The sequence below is a fragment of the Tropicimonas aquimaris genome (genome assembly GCF_042676185.1).
In the GTDB taxonomy this organism is placed as follows: Bacteria; Pseudomonadota; Alphaproteobacteria; order Rhodobacterales; family Rhodobacteraceae; genus Tropicimonas; species Tropicimonas aquimaris.
Genome location: NZ_JBHTJT010000051.1, coordinates 51,111 through 67,209 on the forward strand (window position 1 = coordinate 51,111; position 16,099 = coordinate 67,209).

Sequence of the window (16,099 nt, forward strand, 5' to 3'; positions counted from 1 at the left end):
GTAGCCTCCATCCGGATCCCCGCGCTACCCCTGCCGGGGCTTCCGGCGCCCTGTCGCCTAGAATCCCAGCCGTCCGGCGGTGCGCAGCACCGAATCCGTCACACGCACGAGTTCCGAGGTGATGCCCGGCTCGGTCAGCGCGTGTCCGGCCATGCTCACCATGCGCAATTCCCCACGGGACCAGCGCTCGGTCAGTTTCCAGGCGGAAGCCGGCGGGCAGATCATGTCGTAGCGGCCCTGAACGACGGTGCCGGGGATGTGCGAGATCAAAGGCATGTCCTCCAGGATCCGCCCGTCCCGTTCCAGCCAGCCGAGGTGCCGGAAATAGTGGTTCTCCAGCCGTGCGAAGGCGCGCGCGTAATCGGGCGGGCTGTCGTGCCCGGGCCCGTCATGGCTCATCGCCGCCAGCGCGTTCTCCCATGACGCCCAAGCGCGGGCGAACCGTGTCTGCACCGCGCGGTCGGGCCCGAAGAGCCGCCGGCCGAAGGCGTCGATCACGTTGTCCCGCTCGTCCTCGGGCAACAGCCCGGTGAAGCGGCGCCAGTTCTCGGGAAAGAACTTGCCCGCGCCACCGCCATAGAACCAGTCGAGCTCCTCCTGCATCATCAGGAAGACCCCGCGCAGCACGAGATAGGCCACCCGGTCCGGATGCGCCTGCGCATAGACCAGCCCGAGCGTCGCGCCCCAGCTGCCGCCAAAGACCACCCATCGCTCGATCCCGAGCGCCTCGCGAATCTGTTCGATATCGGCGACGAGATGCCATGTCGTGTTGGCCTCGATGCTGGCGTGGGGCCGCGACCGGCCGCAGCCGCGCTGGTCGAACAGGATGATCCGGTATCCTTCCGGGTCGAAGAAGCGCCGCATCGCAGGGCTGCATCCGCCGCCGGGCCCGCCATGCAGCACCACCACCGGAACGCCCTCTGGATCGCCGCATTGTTCGACATAGATCTTGTGACCGTCACCAACGTCCATCATCCGCTGGTCAAACGGAGCCAGCGAAGGGTAGAGGAAGTCCTGTGCGCTTTTGTGATCTGCGACCCTGTCCATGTCAGAGCTATATAGCGGACCGAATTCCGATGCCACGCCATATGAACCGCACCCCACCAAGGAGCCACCCATGACCCAGACCACTGTCGATCCAGGCGAAGTCGCCAAGTTCGAAGCGATGGCGGCCGAATGGTGGGATCCGACCGGCAAGTTCAAACCGCTGCACATGCTCAACCCGACGCGACTCGACTACATCACGCGCCAGATCGCGGCGGAGTTCGACCGCGACCTGACCGCAGAAAAGCCCTTCGCCGGCCTGCGCCTGCTGGACATCGGCTGTGGCGGCGGCCTGCTGAGCGAGCCGATGGCGCGGCTTGGTGCGACCGTGGTGGGCGCCGACGCGGCCGCGCGCAACATTCCCGTCGCGCAGATTCATGCCGAGCAATCCGGGCTCGACATCGACTACCGCTGCATCACCGCCGAGGAGATGGCCGCGGCCGGCGAGCAGTTCGACGTGGTGCTGAACATGGAAGTAGTGGAGCACGTCTCCGATCCGCTGGCCTATCTGACCGCCTGCCAGCAATTGCTGAAACCCGGCGGGCTGATGATCTGCTCCACCATCAACCGCAACACCAAGAGTTTCGCCATGGCGATCGTCGGTGCGGAATGGGTGATGCGCTGGCTGCCCAAGGGCACCCACGAATGGAACAAGTTCATCACTCCCGAGGAGCTGAAGGAGCTGCTGCGCAATGCCGGGCTGACGCCGGAGGACGCGACGGGCTTTGTCTTCAACCCGATCACCTGGACCTGGTCGCTCTCCAAGTCCGACCTGTCGGTCAACTACGTCACCGCCTCCACCAAGCCCGCCTGACCGGTCAGCGGAGCGGATAGAAGGCGAGTTCCGTGTGGAGCGCCGGCCCGTTCCCGAGATCGGACCGGAAAAGCGCGAAGCTCTCCGCGTCGAATCCCGGCACCGGCGCAAGGGCGCTTGCCTCAAGGTAGCGCCCCAGCCGCGCCGCCTCGTCTCGTCCGGGCGCGCGGTTGAAGCGGGCGAGCGTCACATGCGGGCGATACCGCTCCCGCGGCAGCACCAGCCCCACGCCGGCAAGCCCCGTACGAACGCTGACATGGAGCGCCATGAGTGCCTCGTTGCGCCGGACGGCGGCAAACAGGATCTTGGGCTGGCGGCCGCCGAACAGGTCCATCCCCTCGAACACGGCGGTGAATCGCGCCCCGCACACCCCTGAAAGCGCCTCGTGCACGGCAAGAAGCTCCGTCTCCGGAACCTCCCCCAGAAAAGCCAAAGTGAGGTGCAGGTTGTCGTAGGGCGTCGCGCGACCGACGGGCAGGCCTTCCTGCAGCACGGCCAACGCGTCGCGCACCGTCTCGGGCAGAGGAATGGCGACGAAGCATCTCATGGGCGCAGGCTTTGCCGTCCGCCCGCCGATTGCAAGCCCGTCAGATCGCGCCGAGCCGTTCGCGCAACTCCCTCAGAACCGGCAGCGCCTGCCGCACCCGCTCCGGGCCGATCTCGCGGATCACCTCGCCGATGATCGGCGCCAACGCAGCGATGGCCGCATCCCGCGCCGCGCGGCCCGAAGGGCTGATCGAGACGAACTTGCGCCGCGCATCGTCCCAGTCCGGACGGATATGGACATGCCCCGCCCATTCCAGCTTGTTGAGCGTGTTGGTCATCGCGCCGCGGGTCAGGTGGAAGGATTGCGCCAGCTGCGCCGGCGTGCGCTCCTCGTTGAGCCGGGCGAGGTGATTGAGCACCGAGAACTGGCTCAGCTCCATCCCCTTCGGCAGCGCCTTGGTCAGGCGGTTGCGGGCCAGCTGGTCGATCGTGAAGATCTCGCTGAAAAGCGCAACGGCGAGGCTGTCGGTCTGCTGGCTCATCTCGGACCCTCGAATTCCCGGTCATGGCGGAGCGAGGGTATGCGGCCGCGAGCGTCCTCGACCGCGGCCATGTCGAGGTCCACGCACGTGATGCCCGGAACCTCCCCGCCATCGGCCAGGACTTCGCCCCAGGGGCTCACCACCAGGCTGTGGCCATAGGTGCGGCGCTCCTTGCCGCGCTGCGCCCGGTGCACGCCGCATTGCGCCGGAGCCAGGACCCAGGCCCCGCATTCGATGGCTCGCGCACGCAAAAGCGGCTCCCAATGCGCCGCGCCGGTGACCGGAGAGAAGGCCGAGGGCACCGTCAGGATCTTTGCCCCGCCCTGGGCCAGCCGACGATAGAGATGCGGGAACCGCAGGTCATAGCAGACCGTCATACCGATTACGGCGAAGGGCGGATGCGCGAGCACCGCCGTCTCTCCGGGGCGATAGCCGGCCGATTCGCGGTATGTCTCGGTCTCGGAGACATCCACGTCGAACATGTGGATCTTGTCGTAGCGCGCCACGATGCCGCCGGACGGCCCGATCAGGAAGGAGCGGTTGGAAAAGCGGCCCTCCGGCCCCTCCTCCGCCAGCGCCAGCGATCCGATCAGCAGCCAGACCGAGTGGTGCGCGGCCGCCTCGCGCAATCCGGCAAGCGTGATGTCCTCGGCCTCGGGTTGCAACACCTCGCGCTGCCTGGTCCGGCTCGCCGAGAGGCAGTTGGTCACCTCCGGGGTCAGCACGAACTCCGCGCCCTGCGCTCTAGCCTCCGCCACCATCTCCAGCGTCCGGGGCAGGTTCTGCTCCGGATCGTCGGTCACGTTGAGCTGCAACAGGGCGGTGCGCATATTGATGTCCCTTTCAGCCTCCCTGCAGGAGCCGGTCGAGCTTGCCGGCGCGTTCCAGTGCGTAGAGATCGTTGCAGCCGCCGACATGGGTGGGGCCGACGAATATCTGCGGCACGGTGTAGCCGCCCTTCGCGCGCGTCATCATTTCCTCGCGTCGCCGCGGTTCGCGTGCGACGTCGATCTCGGAGTAGCTGACGCCCTTGGACTGGAGCAACCTTTTGGCCGCGTGACAGAATCCGCAGGTGGGCGTGGTGTAGATCTCGACAGGTTGCATTCATCTCTCCGGAAGCACGCCGGCGAGACTATCGGTCCTTGCTGACCCGCGCCAGTGCAAGAACCCGCACTTCGCATGCACCGGCCGCAAGGGCGACATCCGCGCAGGCGGCCATCGTCGCCCCCGATGTCAGCACATCGTCCACCAGCAGCACCCGCCGCCCTGCGATCCCGTCTGCCCTGCGGGGGTGGACCGCTATCGCGCCCGACACGTTGCGAAACCGCTGGTGCCGGTCCCGACCCTCCTGCGTCGGGGTGGCGCGGGTTCGGACCAGGAGGTCCGGGCAGCATTCCAGCCCGGTGAGCCTGCCAAGCGCGACGGAGAGCAGCGCGGACTGGTTGTAACGGCGTCGGAACAGCCGCCACCAGTGCAGCGGCACCGGCGCAACCAGGAGATCCGGTTCCAGAATGTCCCGCCCTGCGTGCGCCATCCAGCCGGCCGCGACCTTCGCAAGCTCGGTCCGGTCGCCATGTTTCAGGCCGAGGACCAGCCGCCGCCCCGTCCCGGCATAGACCAGCGCCGCCCGGCCGGCTGTCCACGGACGGGCGATGGCGAGGCAATCGTCGCAACAGGCAGGGCCACCACCTTCCTCGCCCGCCAGCGGAACGCCGCAGAGCTCGCAAACCAACCCGTTAATGAAGACCGCCTCGGCCCAGCAGGCGCCACACAGGCCGCGCTCGGTACCCACGACCTCGTTGCAGGACAGGCAGTGCGGAGGGTAGATGGTGCGCAGCGTTGTGCGCAACGCGCCCCGCATTGCCGCCCCAACCGACAGACAGCTGACGAAATCGCCCATGAAACCACCTCGCCTGACAGACCGCACGGCGCTCGAGCGCGCCCGCATCCGCGCCAGCAAGGCGCCCGGCGGCATGGCGGATTTCTTGCACCGCACCCTTGCGGACGAGGTGCAGGAGAGACTGGAAGTGGTTAACAGGAGCTTTACCGACACGGTGGTAATCTCCGGTTTCCCCGAACTCTGGGCGCGCCTGATGCCGCAGGCCCGGCAGGTGGCCGATACCGAGGTGCTGGATCTCGAGGCCGGCTCCTGCGACCTGATCCTCCACGCGCTCGCGCTGCACTGGTCCGACGATCCGGTTGGCCAGCTTGCACAGGCCCGCCACGCGCTGCGCCCCGACGGGCTGTTCCTCGGCTGCCTCTTCGGCGGCGAGACCCTTGCCGAACTGCGCGCCGCCCTCGCAGAGGCCGAGACCGCGGAGCTGGGCGGGCTGTCGCCGCGCGTCGCGCCGATGGGAGAGATCCGCGATGTCGGCGCTTTGATGCAGCGGGCCGGGTTCGCTCTGCCGGTGGCCGACAGCATCCCACTCACCGTGACCTACGAGAGCGCGCTGCACATGATGCGCGACCTCCGCGCGATGGGAGAGACCAACGCCCTGGCCGATCGCCACCGCGCCCCGGTGCCGCGCCGGCTGTTCCTGCGTGCGGCCGAGACCTATGCGGCGCGGTTCCCGGCAGAAGACGGGCGGGTCAGCGCCACCTTCGAGCTGATCTTCCTCACCGGATGGGCGCCCGACGCGTCCCAGCCGCAGCCGCTGCGCCCCGGCTCCGCCTCGGCCCGGCTCGCCGACGCACTGGGAACCAGCGAACAGAAGCTGGGCGACCGGGCCTCCCCGGAATCAGACGACCCAGATTGACCGCACCCGCATCGCCCCTATCTCGCACACGACACGACGACCCAAGCCAGGACCCGACATGACCCAGCACCTTCCCGCAGACCATCCCCCGGTGAAACCCGAGAAGATCGGTGTCCTCGTGGCAAACCTCGGCACGCCGGACGGCACCGATTACTGGTCGATGCGCCGGTACCTGAACGAGTTCCTCTCCGACCAGCGCGTGATCGACTATCCCAAGTGGAAATGGCAGCCGCTGTTGCAGCTCATCATCCTCAGCAAACGACCGTTCAGCTCCGGCGCCGCCTATCGTTCGATCTGGAACGAGGAGAAGAACGAAAGCCCGCTGATGACGATCACCAGGGACCAGACCGCCGCGATCGCCGCGGCGATGGAGGCCCGCTACGGCGACAAGGTGGTGGTCGATTACTGCATGCGCTACGGCAACCCCTCGACCAAGTCCAAGGTCCAGGCGCTGATCGAGCAAGGTTGCCGGAAGATCCTGTTCTTCCCGCTCTACCCGCACTACGCCGGCGCGACCTCGGCCACGGCCAATGACCAGTTCTTCCGCGCGCTGATGGAAGAGAAATGGCAGCCGGTCGCCCGGATCGTGCCGCCCTATTTCGAGGAGCCGGCCTATGTCGACGCCCTCGCCCAGTCGGTGGAACGGGCCTATGCGGCGATGGAGCAGAAACCCGACATCCTCGTCTGCTCCTACCACGGTGTGCCCAAGCGCTACCTGATGGAGGGCGACCCCTATCACTGCCAGTGCCAGAAGACGACGCGGCTGCTGAAGGAGCGGCTCGGCTTTGCCGACGAGGCGATCACCACCACCTTCCAGAGCCAGTTCGGCCCGGAGGATTGGCTGCGCCCCTACACGGTCGATCACGTCGCCGACCTTGCCCGGGAGGGCAAGAAACGAATCGCCGTCATCGCACCGGCCTTCTCGGCCGACTGCATCGAGACGCTGGAGGAGATTAACGAGGAGATCCGGGAGAGCTTCGAGGAAGCGGGCGGCGAGAGTTTTACTTACATCCCCTGCCTCAACGACGACGCGGCGCATATCGCGGCGCTCAGCGGCGTGATCGAGACCAACCTCAAGGGCTGGATCGACTGACCCAACGCGCCGGGGCAGCACTCGTCAGGGGGTTGCGCCCGATGCACCACGGAACTTCGGCGGGGCCCTCCGACACAAACGAAAAAAGGCGAATCGAAAGATTCGCCTTTTCCCATGTGTCGTGCTGTGCGCGCTATTAGCTGGCGCTGGCAGCAGCGGCGCCGATCACGATGAAGACCAGCAGCGGGAGCCACAGGCCACCGCCGGACGTGCCGGTGTCTTCTTCGATGATGACCGGCTCGATGACCGGCTCTTCATAGCCGCCAGCAAAGGTGGCGGTCGCAGCCAGCGAGAGAGCAGCAGCGAGAGCAAGCTTCTTCATGTTAACCTCCAGTTATCGCACGGACGCAATTAGTGAGGACGCCCGCGCCCCAAGTAGTACCTCGTAATCAATTCCTTACAGACAGTTCTGCATTTGGCAATTGCTGGCTGTTGCAGAGCTGCCTCGCTCACGGCGTTGTCGTCAAATAAGCAACACCTGAGCACCAGGCTGAACCAGCGAGAAAAGCTCGGCAATGTGCTCGTTGTAAAGCCCTATGCAACCGTTGGACGAGGGCCGCCCGATCTTTCGCGTGTCATGCGTGCCGTGGATCCGATAATATTTCCACGAAAGATACAATGCGTGCGTTCCGAGCGGATTATCCGGTCCGGGAGGGACAAAGTCCGGCCATTCCGGGTTGCGCTGCTTCATCGAGGGGGTTGGCGCCCACGATGGCCCCTCCACCTTTCGGATGACGCTCGTGCGTCCGCGGCGGGTCAACTCCTCGGACGCCGGGACGCTCGTGGGATAGACGAGATAGATCGACTGGTCCGAAGACCAATAATGCAGCGCGCGTGAGTCGATATCGACGAGGATCGCGCCCCCTGCAGTGGACGAGAAATGGGACTGCCACTTACGCGCGCGGAAACTGTTGATATTGCGGCGCACCGTTGGGTCGAGGTCGCGTGACGTCTGGGCGGAGGCCGGCAGGCTCGATGCGGCGATCCCTCCCAGGGTCGCGGCCACGCTGCCGCGGAGGAAGTGGCGGCGGTTGAGTCGGTCTGCTGTCGTTCGTGTCATCTGTTCCTCGTCGGTCAGGGCGAGAGATGTGAAATCGTAGGGCGCTGGCTCATTCCCTGCAACGCTTTGTGCAGCGAGGAGGGAAAACGAATGCGAACTGTTTGAACTGGACAAACGTTACCGTTAGAGGGGAGGAAATCCAAGCTTGGTACACCGATCCATGACCCGTCTCCTCGCTCTTCTCGCGCTTGTCGGTTTCGCACTTACCGCCTGCGGCCCGTCGCCATCGTCGGTCGACGGCCCCCGGGTCTACAGGATCTCCGACCGGGACGCGGCCGACATCCAGTATCGGACGCTCGACTCGATCAACAGCCTGCGCACCGCCGCCGGCCTGACGACGGTTCAGCTCAACCCGCAGCTCAACGCCGCCGCCGCGACGCATTCGCGCGACATGTCGCTGCAGAACCGGCCCTGGGATTTTGGCTCGGACGGCTCCTCGCCGATGACTCGTGTTGCGCGCACCGGCTATCCCGGCAGGTTCCTCGGCGAGGTGATTGCGGAAACCTACGAGAGCGAGATCGAGACGCTCGGCGCCTGGATGGACGATCCCCGCTCCCGTCCGGTGATCATGGATCCCGAAGCACGCGACCTTGGCTTTTCCTGGTATCAGGAGAACAACGGCAAGATCTGGTGGACGCTGGTTACAGGCGGTTGATGCAGCCTTGAAACGGGCGCCGGCACTTGCCGACGCCCATCGCCTCAAACCTCAGGCAAAGATGTCGATCGGTGTGCCGTTGCGAACCATCGCATAGATGTTCTCCATCTCCCGGTCCTTCACCGCGATGCAACCCGCCGTCCAGTCCTTGCCGCGCGGATCGGTCTTGCGCCGGTCGCCGTGAATGAAGATGTCGCCCCCCGGATCACGCCCGAAGGCACGGGCGTAGGCGATGTCCTCTTCGTTGGGATAGGAAATACCCAGCGACAGGTGGAAGGAGCTGTTCGGGTTGCGCCGGTCGATCAGGTAGGTGCCTTCCGGCGTCTTGCCGTCGCCGCGGAAGCGCTTGGGCCCAACCGCCGTGTTGCCCAGATGGACATCGTAGTTCTCGAGCAGGGTGCGGTGATGGAAGACGTAGAGCTTGCGCCGCTCCTTCACCACCTGGAGACGCGTCACTTCCGGACCTTCGTATCTCTTGAATTTGCTTCCGCAAGCCGACAGCGCCAGTGCCGCGCCCCCGACCAGCATCGTTCTTCTTGGAACGTTCATACCTGCATGCCTCGTTGTCGTTTTGGGCGAAATATAGCCGATTTCCACGCGCTACGGAAGCGAGAGCAACGACAACGGAGGCTCAGGATGCGTCCATTTTCGACGCAGGTGGGGGCGCCATGGAGGCCGGAGGCGCCCCGAGACCGTCGAGCCTTCGGTCGATTGCTTCAAGCCGGGTCAGGACCTCGTCCCGGTAGGCCCCGGTCTGGGCATTGTCCTCCTCGTGGTGGGCGTCCTGCATTGAGTTCACGATCAGGCCGACCAGCAGGTTCACCACCGCGAAGGTGGTCATAAGGATGAACGGGACGAAGAACATCCAGGCATGGGGATGCACCTCCATCACCGGGCGCACGATGCCCATGGACCAGGATTCCAGCGTCATGATCTGGAACAGCGAATAGGCGGAGCTCCCAAGTGAGCCGAACCATTCGGGGAAATCGGCGCCGTAGAGCTTCGTCGCCATCACCGAGCCGATGTAGAACACCAGTGCCATCAGGAGGAAAACCGAACCCATGCCCGGCAGTGCGGAGATGAACCCCTCCACCACTCGGCGCAGACGCGGCATGACCGAGATCACCCGCAGAACCCGCAGGACCCGCAGCGCCCGCAGCACCGAGAGCGAATGCCCGCCAGGCACCAGCGCCACACCAACCACGAGGAAGTCGAAGATGTTCCAGCCGCTGCGGAAGAAGTTCATCCGGTAGGCGATGATCTTGGCCCCGATCTCGGCCACGAAGATCGACAGGCACAGGTAATCGAGAAACAGGATGAGCCCGCCGGCGCGGTCCATCACCGCCGGATAGGTCTCCAACCCGAGCAGGATCGCGTTGAACACGATCACGCCGATCACGAAGTTCCGGATGCTTGGCCGTTCGAGCCAGGCCGATAGGGTAGCGCGCATGGTGGGTCCTCGGGGTCTCTCGCTGCGTCAGACGCCGATATGGCTGCGCGACAGCCGTGCTGCAACCTCGACATGCGGCGACCAGCGGAACTGGTCCACCACCTGCACCCAGTCGAGGCGGAATCCGGCCTTCACCAGAAGCGCGGTGTCGCGGGCGAAAGTGACGGGGTTGCATGAGACGGAAGCGACGACCGGCACGCTGGACGCGGCGATCTGCACCGTCTGCGCTTCGGCGCCGGCGCGGGGCGGGTCGATCACAATGGCGTCGTACCGGTCCAGCTCGTCGGGCAGCAGCGGTCGGCGGAACAGGTCCCGCACCTCTGCCGTGACCTCGCGCAGCCCCTGCGCGTGGCGCGCGCCGGTGGTCAGCGCACCCGTGAGCGCGCCGAGCCCTTCGAGTGCATGCACCTCGGCCCCGCGCGCCAGCGGCAGGGAAAAGGTCCCGCAGCCGGCAAAGAGATCCACGATGCGGCCGGCCTCGCCCACCGCCTCGGCCACGGCGCGCCGCAGCGCGGCCTCCCCGGCCTCGGTGGCCTGCAGGAAGGCGCCGGGCGGCGGCGTGACGGCGATGCCGTCAAAACGGACGGTCGGCGGCGAGTGCAGCGCGACGGTTTCGTCCTCCCACGTCAGGCGCGACAGGCCATGCTCGCCCACCAGCGCACCCAGCTCCACCCGCAGGGCCATGTTGAGCGGCTTGCCCCCGGTCACGGACACGTCCGGGCCCTCGGGGGCGACGGTCACGGTCAGGCTCAACTCGCCCTTGCGAGAGGCCCCGGCCCGGGTGATCGCCTCGAGCGCAGGGCGAACCCGCAACAGCGCCGGATCCACCAGCAGGCAGTCGGGCACGTCGATCACGGTGTCGGAGGCGCGGGCATGGAAGCCGACCAGAACGCCCTTCTTGGTGCGGCGCCCCGAGAACACCGCCCGCCTGCGCGAGCGCGCGGGCGACGACTGGATCGGGCGAAACGGCGCTTCCAGCCCCTGCGCGGCAAGCGCGGCGCGGACGATTCCCTGTTTCCACTCGGCAACGAAGGCGTCGTCGGCATGTTGCACGGCGCAACCGCCGCAGCCCTTGTAATGGCGGCATGGCGGCGAGACCCGGTACGGCGAGGGCGTGACGATCCGAGGCTCCGCAAGCCGGTCGCCCTCGGGCGTGCCGGACACAAGCTCTCCGGGAAGGCAGCGCGCGGCATAGAGCGGGCCCGGCGCGATCCCGTCCCCGCGGTGCCCGAGCCGCTCGATGGTCACCTCGATCACTCTGCCGCCTCCGTGATGTTCAGGAACCCGCCAGATTGGCGCTGCCAGTAGCGGGCATAGAGGCCATCCTTCGCCAGCAGGTCCGCATGGGTGCCCTCTTCGGCGATCTGCCCGTGATCCAGCACCACGATCCGGTCCATCCGCGCGATGGTCGACAGGCGGTGAGCGATGGCGATCACCGTCTTGCCCTCCATCACCTGCTCCAGCGCCGCCTGGATCTCGGCCTCGACCTCGGAATCGAGCGCCGAGGTCGCCTCATCCAGCACCAGCACCGGCGCATCCTTGAGAATAGCACGAGCCAGCGCAATCCGCTGGCGCTGGCCGCCGGAGAGCTTCACGCCCCGCTCGCCGAGATAGGCGGCATAGCCGGTGCGGCCGCGATGGTCCCGCAACGTGAGGATGAACTCGTGCGCCGAGGCCCTGCGGGCGGCGTCGAACACCTCCTCGTCGGTGGCGTCGGGGCGGCCATAACGGATGTTGTCCAGCGCCGAGCGGTTGAACATCGCCGTCTCCTGCCGGACCATGGCGATCTGCTGGCGCAGCGCGGTCTGTGTCAGGTCGCGGATATCCGTGCCGTCGAGCAGGATCCGCCCCGCCTCCACGTCGTAGAGCCGCAGCAGCAGCGCGGTGACGGTGGACTTGCCCGCCCCGGAGGCGCCGACCAGCGCCACCTTCTCGCCCGCGGCGACATCGAGGTCGAACCCGTCGAGCGCCGCCACCGGTCCGCCATAGGCGAAACGCACGTCGTCGAAACGGATCGCGCCCCGGCCTTGGGTTTCGGCCGTCGCACGCGGGCGGTCGGTGATCTCGTGATCCGCCGTGAGGGTGCCGACGCCGTCCTCGACCTCGCCGATATTGGTAAAGATCGAGACCGCCGCCATCCCGAGCCGGTTGGTGATCTGGCTCAAACGCACCGCGATCATTGCGGTCATGGCGATGTCGCCCGGCGTCGCCTCGCCGATCGTGTAGAGATAGAGCGAACCGAGGATCGCCGAGAGCGGCAAGAGCCCGCCGTTGGTGGTCAGCACAAGACGGAACATCGCCGTCATGGAGCCGAACTCCAGCGAGCGCAGACGGAACTTCTCCAGCGCGTCCAGCGTCGCGCGATCCTCGTGGTCGTGATGGCCGAAAAGCTTCACGGTCGCAATGTTGGTCAGCGTGTCCACAACCTGTCCGGTGACCACGGTCCGCGCCCCGGCCCGCGCCGCCGCGCGCTCCCGGATGCGCGGAATGAACCAGCGCAGCGTCAGGGCATAGACAACCGACCAGACCACGAAGACCAGCAGCAGCCGCGCATCCACCCCTGCCATCAGGAACAGCGCCGAGATGAACATCGCCAGCCCAAAGATCACGACATCGGTGATCTCGACCACCACATCGGTCAGCGCCCGCGCGGTCTGCATCGCCTTCTGACTGATCCGGCCGGCGAAATCGTTCTCGAAGTAGCGCATCGAATGGCCGAGCACGTGGCGATTGAGCCGGCTGAGCACGAGCGGAAACAGATGCGGGCCGAGCAGGATCGACGTGACCCCGGCGTCGGCCAGCAGGATCAGCGGCCGAACCACGAGAAAGAACAGCAGCCCGCCCACGATCACGACCGTATAGGGCCCCCAGAACGCGCCCTGGCCGTGGGTGGCGGCGGCATCGATCACCACGCCGGTGAACCAGGCCGCGACCATTTCCGAGATACCGGTGAGCACGGTGATCACCAGCGCCAGCCCGATTGCACGCTCCGCGCCCTCCAGCGCCCAGCGGGTGAAGGGCACCAGCTGCGTGGGCGGCGGCCCGTCGGCAGGCCGGTAGGCGTCGATCAGGCCGGCAAGGCGGGTGACGATGGGATTCATTCTGCTGCCTGCCCTTCCGGTGAAAGCCCGATGAAGCCACCCGATTGCCGTTTCCAGAAACTGGCGTAGAGCCCACCCTTGGCAAGCAGATCGGAATGGCTGCCCTGCTCGACGATATGGCCTTCGTCCAGCACGAGGATCCGGTCCATCCGGGCGATGGTGGAGAGCCGGTGCGCGATTGCGATCACCGTCTTGCCTTCCATCACGCCGTAGAGCGTATCCTGGATCGCCGCCTCGACCTCGGAATCGAGCGCCGAGGTGGCCTCGTCGAGCACCAGGATCGGCGCGTCCTTCAGGATCACCCGGGCAAGCGCGATCCGCTGCCGTTGCCCGCCGGAGAGCTTCACGCCCCGCTCGCCGACCCGGGCTTCATAACCGCTGTTGCCCTCCTGGTCGGTCAGATCGGCGATGAACCCATCCGCCGCCGCCCGCTCCGCCGCGGCAATCATCTCGGCCTCGCTCGCCTCGGGGCGGCCGTAAAGGATGTTTTCCGCAATCGAGCGGTGCAGCAGTGCGGTGTCCTGCTGAACCATGCCGATCTGCCGGCGCAGGCTCTCCTGGCTGACCCTGGTCACGTCCTGCCCGTCGATCAGGATGCGCCCGCTTTCGGGGTCGTAGAACCGGAGGAGCAGCTTCACCAGCGTCGACTTGCCCGCGCCCGACCGCCCGATCAGGCCGACCTTCTCGCCGGGTTCGATGGAGAGCGACAGCCGGTCGAGCCCGCCTGCCCCGCGCCCGTAATGATGGCTGACCTCCTCAAAGGCGATCCGGCCCTCCGTCAGCTTCAGATCCGGCGCGCCGGGGGCGTCGGTCAGGCCGATGGGCTGGGCGATGGTCTCCATCCCTTCGGCCACCACCCCGAGGTTGCGGAAGAAGGAGGAGACGGCCCACATGATCCAGCCGGTCATCGCGTTGAGGCGCAGGGTCAGCGCCGTCGCCGCCGCCACCACCCCGACCGAGGCCGTGCCCTGAACCCAGAGCGCCACACACCAGCCCACCACGCCGACAATCAGCCAGCCGTTCAGCACGTTGAGCGAGATGTCCATCACCGTGTAGATCCGCATCTCCTTGCGAAAGGTGATCCGCGTGTTCTCGATGGCCTCGCGGGCATAGTCGAGCTCCCGGTCGTGATGGGCGAACATCTTGACCGAATGGATGTTGGAATAGCTGTCCACCACCCGCCCGGTCACTTCGCTGCGCGCGTCGGAAGCGGCCTTGGACGCCGGGCCGACACGGGTGATGGTCCAGTGAAGCAGCAGACCATAAAGCCCGAACCACAGCAGCAGCGGGACCACCAGCCGCGCATCCGCCTCCGCCAGCAAGACCGCCGCCCCGACCAGGTAGGCCAGCGCAAAGGTCATCGCGTCGAAGATCTGGAACATCGCCTCGTTGGCGGCCGGCGGGGTCTGCATGATCCGGTTGGCGATGCGCCCGGCGAAATCGTCCTCGAACCAGCTCACGGACTGCCGCAGCACGTGCCGATGCGCCCGCCAGCGGATTAGCGTGCCGAAGTTCGGCATCAGCCCGTTGTTGAGCACCAGTACGTCAAGCGCTTGAAAGAGCGGGCGTAGCACCAGGATGAACAACGCGATCCCGATCAGCTCCAAGCCGTATTCCTGCCAGACCTGCTCCGGCTCGCCGGTCGAGAGGATGTCGACCACGCGGCCCATGTAGTGAATCAGCCCGACCTCGACCGTCGCCACCACGATGGAGAGCACCGCGGCCACCAGGAACCACCGCTTGAACGGCTGCGAATAGGCCCAGAGAAAGGGCCACAGTCGTTGCGGCGGTGTGTCGGTATCCTCATACGGCGTATAAGGATCGACCAGGTTTTCGAAGTATCGGAACACGGGATGCCGGACTTGCCTGGGAATACGGGCTGAGGGTTAGCGCATTCCTGTTACAGGAAAATCATGGCCGCTGAAAGCGCCAGTGCCGCCGCCATCGAAGTGTTGAAGACCCGCCAGGCGCGCTGCGTGGTCAGCAGGAAGGTCAGCAGTCCGCCGGCGAAAGACCAGAAAAGGCAGACGAAAAGATTGATACCCGCAAAGGCCGAGGCGATGCGCAGCGCCTCGTGGATCGGCGGCAATCCAGAGGGGAACCCTGCCGATGCCGCAACGGCGATCGCCCAGACCTTGGGGTTGACCCACTGGAACAGCACGGCCTCGAGAAAGGTGAAGGGCCGGTCGGTCTCGGAGATCACCTGCCGCCGGGCGGCGTGAAGCAGCTTCCAGGCCATCCACAGGATCCAGGCTGCCGCCGCGAGCCGCAGAACCAGTGTCAGCCCCGGCTGCGCCAGCAACAGCCCGCCCAGACCGAGCGCCGTCAGCCCGCTCGTTACCCCCACGCCGGCGGCGACGCCCAGGACATGCGGCAAGGTCGGGCGAAAGCCGAAGCGCGCGCCCGAGGTCGTGAGCAGGATGACGTTGGGGCCCGGCGAGAACAGCCCGGCAAAGACGAAACCGTAGAGCGGGTCGAACGGCAGGTCAGTCAAGGAACAGCAGCACCACACAACCCGCGATCACCGCGGCCATCACTATGTTGAACCTGCGCAGGCGGTGCTCGGTGTTGACCCAGCGGGTAATCCCCTTGCCCAGCGCCGCCCAAGAGGTGGCGCTGCCCAGCCCCACCACGACAAAGACCGCGCCGACGATCAGCGCCGTCACCAGCGGGGCGGTCGGGTCGACGAACTGGCTGGTGGTGGCGACCGCAAAGGCCCAGGCCTTGGGGTTGACCCACTGGAAGGCCGCGGCCTCGACAAAGGTGAAGGGACGCGGCTCCTTGCCGGGAGAGGAAATCCCGCCCGATGTGGCGATCTTCCACGCCAGCCAGAGCAGGATCGCCGCCCCGAGCCAGCGCAGCGATTCCCGCAGCAAGGCCGAGGTCTGGAACAGCCCGCCGAGGAAAAACCCCACCAGAAACACCATGAAGGCAAAGCCGAGCCCGATGCCCAGCACATGCGGCCAGGTCCGTCGCATCCCGAAGGTGGCCCCGGAATTCGCGACAAGGGCGTTGTTGGGGCCCGGCGTCCAGGCGGCAACTATGGCGAGGGCGAGCAACGCGCCGAAATTCTCTGGTGTCATGGGGTCTTTCCGTCT

At 66.4% G+C, this 16,099-nt stretch carries 19 protein-coding genes; 4 read left to right on the forward strand and 15 right to left on the reverse strand.

Translation table 11 applies throughout. The features are described 5' to 3' along the window. Positions 1-57: 57 nt before the first annotated feature. Positions 58-1,047: a prolyl aminopeptidase gene (gene pip / locus ACFQ2S_RS21305; RefSeq protein WP_386077759.1), complete on the reverse strand. Its 990-nt coding sequence runs from the start codon at positions 1,045-1,047 to the stop codon at positions 58-60. A 70-nt stretch (positions 1,048-1,117) separates the two neighbouring features. On the opposite strand from pip, the gene ubiG reads away from it, so the two are divergent. Next, positions 1,118-1,858, forward strand: a complete 741-nt coding sequence (gene ubiG / locus ACFQ2S_RS21310) for a bifunctional 2-polyprenyl-6-hydroxyphenol methylase/3-demethylubiquinol 3-O-methyltransferase UbiG (RefSeq protein ID WP_386077761.1) — start codon at positions 1,118-1,120, stop codon at positions 1,856-1,858. Between the two features lie 4 nt (positions 1,859-1,862). Here the strand turns inward: ubiG and thpR are convergent, their stop codons facing one another. Genes thpR through ACFQ2S_RS21335 form a run of 5 tightly spaced genes read right to left on the reverse strand, consistent with a single transcriptional unit; the run spans position 1,863 to position 4,786 of the window. Beyond that, on the reverse strand, positions 1,863-2,405 hold the full coding sequence (gene thpR / locus ACFQ2S_RS21315) for an RNA 2',3'-cyclic phosphodiesterase (protein ID WP_386077764.1): 543 nt from the start codon (positions 2,403-2,405) through the stop codon (positions 1,863-1,865). A 40-nt stretch (positions 2,406-2,445) separates the two neighbouring features. Continuing rightward, positions 2,446-2,886, reverse strand: a complete 441-nt coding sequence (locus ACFQ2S_RS21320; protein ID WP_089234695.1) for a MarR family winged helix-turn-helix transcriptional regulator — start codon at positions 2,884-2,886, stop codon at positions 2,446-2,448. Continuing rightward, on the reverse strand, positions 2,883-3,716 hold the full coding sequence (locus ACFQ2S_RS21325) for a carbon-nitrogen hydrolase family protein (RefSeq protein ID WP_386077767.1): 834 nt from the start codon (positions 3,714-3,716) through the stop codon (positions 2,883-2,885). The genes ACFQ2S_RS21320 and ACFQ2S_RS21325 overlap by 4 nt, the downstream gene beginning before the upstream one ends. 13 nt (positions 3,717-3,729) lie before the next feature. Further along, positions 3,730-3,990, reverse strand: coding sequence for a glutaredoxin 3 (gene grxC, locus ACFQ2S_RS21330; protein ID WP_386077770.1), 261 nt, complete (start codon positions 3,988-3,990; stop codon positions 3,730-3,732). A 28-nt stretch (positions 3,991-4,018) separates the two neighbouring features. After that, positions 4,019-4,786 (reverse strand): ComF family protein, encoded by a 768-nt coding sequence (locus tag ACFQ2S_RS21335; protein ID WP_386077773.1) that lies wholly within the window; start codon positions 4,784-4,786, stop codon positions 4,019-4,021. Here ACFQ2S_RS21335 and ACFQ2S_RS21340 point away from each other — a divergent pair. Both ACFQ2S_RS21340 and hemH read left to right on the forward strand, forming a co-directional pair. Then, positions 4,785-5,642: a methyltransferase domain-containing protein gene (locus ACFQ2S_RS21340; RefSeq protein ID WP_386077775.1), complete on the forward strand. Its 858-nt coding sequence runs from the start codon at positions 4,785-4,787 to the stop codon at positions 5,640-5,642. The genes ACFQ2S_RS21335 and ACFQ2S_RS21340 overlap by 2 nt on opposite strands. A 58-nt stretch (positions 5,643-5,700) precedes the next feature. Next, complete coding sequence (gene hemH / locus ACFQ2S_RS21345; RefSeq protein WP_386077778.1) at positions 5,701-6,735, forward strand: ferrochelatase; 1,035 nt, start codon at positions 5,701-5,703, stop codon at positions 6,733-6,735. 136 nt (positions 6,736-6,871) lie between these two features. Here hemH and ACFQ2S_RS21350 read toward each other — a convergent pair whose 3' ends face one another. Next, a complete protein-coding gene (locus ACFQ2S_RS21350; protein ID WP_089234690.1) occupies positions 6,872-7,057 on the reverse strand; it encodes a hypothetical protein in 186 nt (61 codons plus the stop codon). A gap of 141 nt (positions 7,058-7,198) precedes the next feature. After that, on the reverse strand, positions 7,199-7,795 hold the full coding sequence (locus ACFQ2S_RS21355; protein WP_386077781.1) for a L,D-transpeptidase: 597 nt from the start codon (positions 7,793-7,795) through the stop codon (positions 7,199-7,201). A 160-nt stretch (positions 7,796-7,955) separates the two neighbouring features. Here ACFQ2S_RS21355 and ACFQ2S_RS21360 point away from each other — a divergent pair, with 160 nt between their 5' ends. Continuing rightward, positions 7,956-8,450 carry a CAP domain-containing protein gene (locus ACFQ2S_RS21360; RefSeq protein ID WP_386077784.1) on the forward strand — a complete coding sequence of 165 codons (495 nt, stop codon included), beginning with the start codon at positions 7,956-7,958 and terminating at the stop codon, positions 8,448-8,450. Between the two features lie 51 nt (positions 8,451-8,501). Here ACFQ2S_RS21360 and ACFQ2S_RS21365 read toward each other — a convergent pair whose 3' ends face one another. The 7 genes from ACFQ2S_RS21365 to ACFQ2S_RS21395 all read right to left on the reverse strand — a co-directional run bounded on the left by ACFQ2S_RS21365 (position 8,502) and on the right by ACFQ2S_RS21395 (position 16,084). Then, a complete protein-coding gene (locus ACFQ2S_RS21365; protein ID WP_386077786.1) occupies positions 8,502-8,999 on the reverse strand; it encodes a L,D-transpeptidase family protein in 498 nt (165 codons plus the stop codon). A gap of 82 nt (positions 9,000-9,081) precedes the next feature. Then, positions 9,082-9,900 (reverse strand): ion transporter, encoded by an 819-nt coding sequence (locus tag ACFQ2S_RS21370; RefSeq protein ID WP_386077788.1) that lies wholly within the window; start codon positions 9,898-9,900, stop codon positions 9,082-9,084. 27 nt (positions 9,901-9,927) lie between these two features. Then, positions 9,928-11,157, reverse strand: coding sequence for a class I SAM-dependent RNA methyltransferase (locus ACFQ2S_RS21375; RefSeq protein ID WP_386077790.1), 1,230 nt, complete (start codon positions 11,155-11,157; stop codon positions 9,928-9,930). Continuing rightward, positions 11,154-13,001: an ABC transporter ATP-binding protein gene (locus tag ACFQ2S_RS21380; protein WP_386077793.1), complete on the reverse strand. Its 1,848-nt coding sequence runs from the start codon at positions 12,999-13,001 to the stop codon at positions 11,154-11,156. The genes ACFQ2S_RS21375 and ACFQ2S_RS21380 overlap by 4 nt, the downstream gene beginning before the upstream one ends. Continuing rightward, a complete protein-coding gene (locus tag ACFQ2S_RS21385; protein ID WP_386077796.1) occupies positions 12,998-14,851 on the reverse strand; it encodes an ABC transporter ATP-binding protein in 1,854 nt (617 codons plus the stop codon). The genes ACFQ2S_RS21380 and ACFQ2S_RS21385 overlap by 4 nt, the downstream gene beginning before the upstream one ends. Before the next feature lie 50 nt (positions 14,852-14,901). Continuing rightward, positions 14,902-15,495 carry a LysE family translocator gene (locus tag ACFQ2S_RS21390; RefSeq protein ID WP_386077799.1) on the reverse strand — a complete coding sequence of 198 codons (594 nt, stop codon included), beginning with the start codon at positions 15,493-15,495 and terminating at the stop codon, positions 14,902-14,904. Continuing rightward, positions 15,488-16,084 (reverse strand): LysE family translocator, encoded by a 597-nt coding sequence (locus ACFQ2S_RS21395; RefSeq protein ID WP_089234684.1) that lies wholly within the window; start codon positions 16,082-16,084, stop codon positions 15,488-15,490. The genes ACFQ2S_RS21390 and ACFQ2S_RS21395 overlap by 8 nt, the downstream gene beginning before the upstream one ends. Positions 16,085-16,099: the final 15 nt, after the last annotated feature.

What these genes read in the sequence shown, in the direction of transcription:
- pip (WP_386077759.1), bottom strand. Translation starts at nt 1,047, where the DNA reads ATGGACAGGGTCGCAGATCACAAAAGCGCACAGGACTTCCTCTACCCT.
- ubiG (WP_386077761.1), top strand. Translation starts at nt 1,118, where the DNA reads ATGACCCAGACCACTGTCGATCCAGGCGAAGTCGCCAAGTTCGAAGCG.
- thpR (WP_386077764.1), bottom strand. Translation starts at nt 2,405, where the DNA reads ATGAGATGCTTCGTCGCCATTCCTCTGCCCGAGACGGTGCGCGACGCG.
- ACFQ2S_RS21320 (WP_089234695.1), bottom strand. Translation starts at nt 2,886, where the DNA reads ATGAGCCAGCAGACCGACAGCCTCGCCGTTGCGCTTTTCAGCGAGATC.
- ACFQ2S_RS21325 (WP_386077767.1), bottom strand. Translation starts at nt 3,716, where the DNA reads ATGCGCACCGCCCTGTTGCAGCTCAACGTGACCGACGATCCGGAGCAG.
- grxC (WP_386077770.1), bottom strand. Translation starts at nt 3,990, where the DNA reads ATGCAACCTGTCGAGATCTACACCACGCCCACCTGCGGATTCTGTCAC.
- ACFQ2S_RS21340 (WP_386077775.1), top strand. Translation starts at nt 4,785, where the DNA reads ATGAAACCACCTCGCCTGACAGACCGCACGGCGCTCGAGCGCGCCCGC.
- ACFQ2S_RS21335 (WP_386077773.1), bottom strand. Translation starts at nt 4,786, where the DNA reads ATGGGCGATTTCGTCAGCTGTCTGTCGGTTGGGGCGGCAATGCGGGGC.
- hemH (WP_386077778.1), top strand. Translation starts at nt 5,701, where the DNA reads ATGACCCAGCACCTTCCCGCAGACCATCCCCCGGTGAAACCCGAGAAG.
- ACFQ2S_RS21350 (WP_089234690.1), bottom strand. Translation starts at nt 7,057, where the DNA reads ATGAAGAAGCTTGCTCTCGCTGCTGCTCTCTCGCTGGCTGCGACCGCC.
- ACFQ2S_RS21355 (WP_386077781.1), bottom strand. Translation starts at nt 7,795, where the DNA reads ATGACACGAACGACAGCAGACCGACTCAACCGCCGCCACTTCCTCCGC.
- ACFQ2S_RS21360 (WP_386077784.1), top strand. Translation starts at nt 7,956, where the DNA reads ATGACCCGTCTCCTCGCTCTTCTCGCGCTTGTCGGTTTCGCACTTACC.
- ACFQ2S_RS21365 (WP_386077786.1), bottom strand. Translation starts at nt 8,999, where the DNA reads ATGAACGTTCCAAGAAGAACGATGCTGGTCGGGGGCGCGGCACTGGCG.
- ACFQ2S_RS21370 (WP_386077788.1), bottom strand. Translation starts at nt 9,900, where the DNA reads ATGCGCGCTACCCTATCGGCCTGGCTCGAACGGCCAAGCATCCGGAAC.
- ACFQ2S_RS21380 (WP_386077793.1), bottom strand. Translation starts at nt 13,001, where the DNA reads ATGAATCCCATCGTCACCCGCCTTGCCGGCCTGATCGACGCCTACCGG.
- ACFQ2S_RS21395 (WP_089234684.1), bottom strand. Translation starts at nt 16,084, where the DNA reads ATGACACCAGAGAATTTCGGCGCGTTGCTCGCCCTCGCCATAGTTGCC.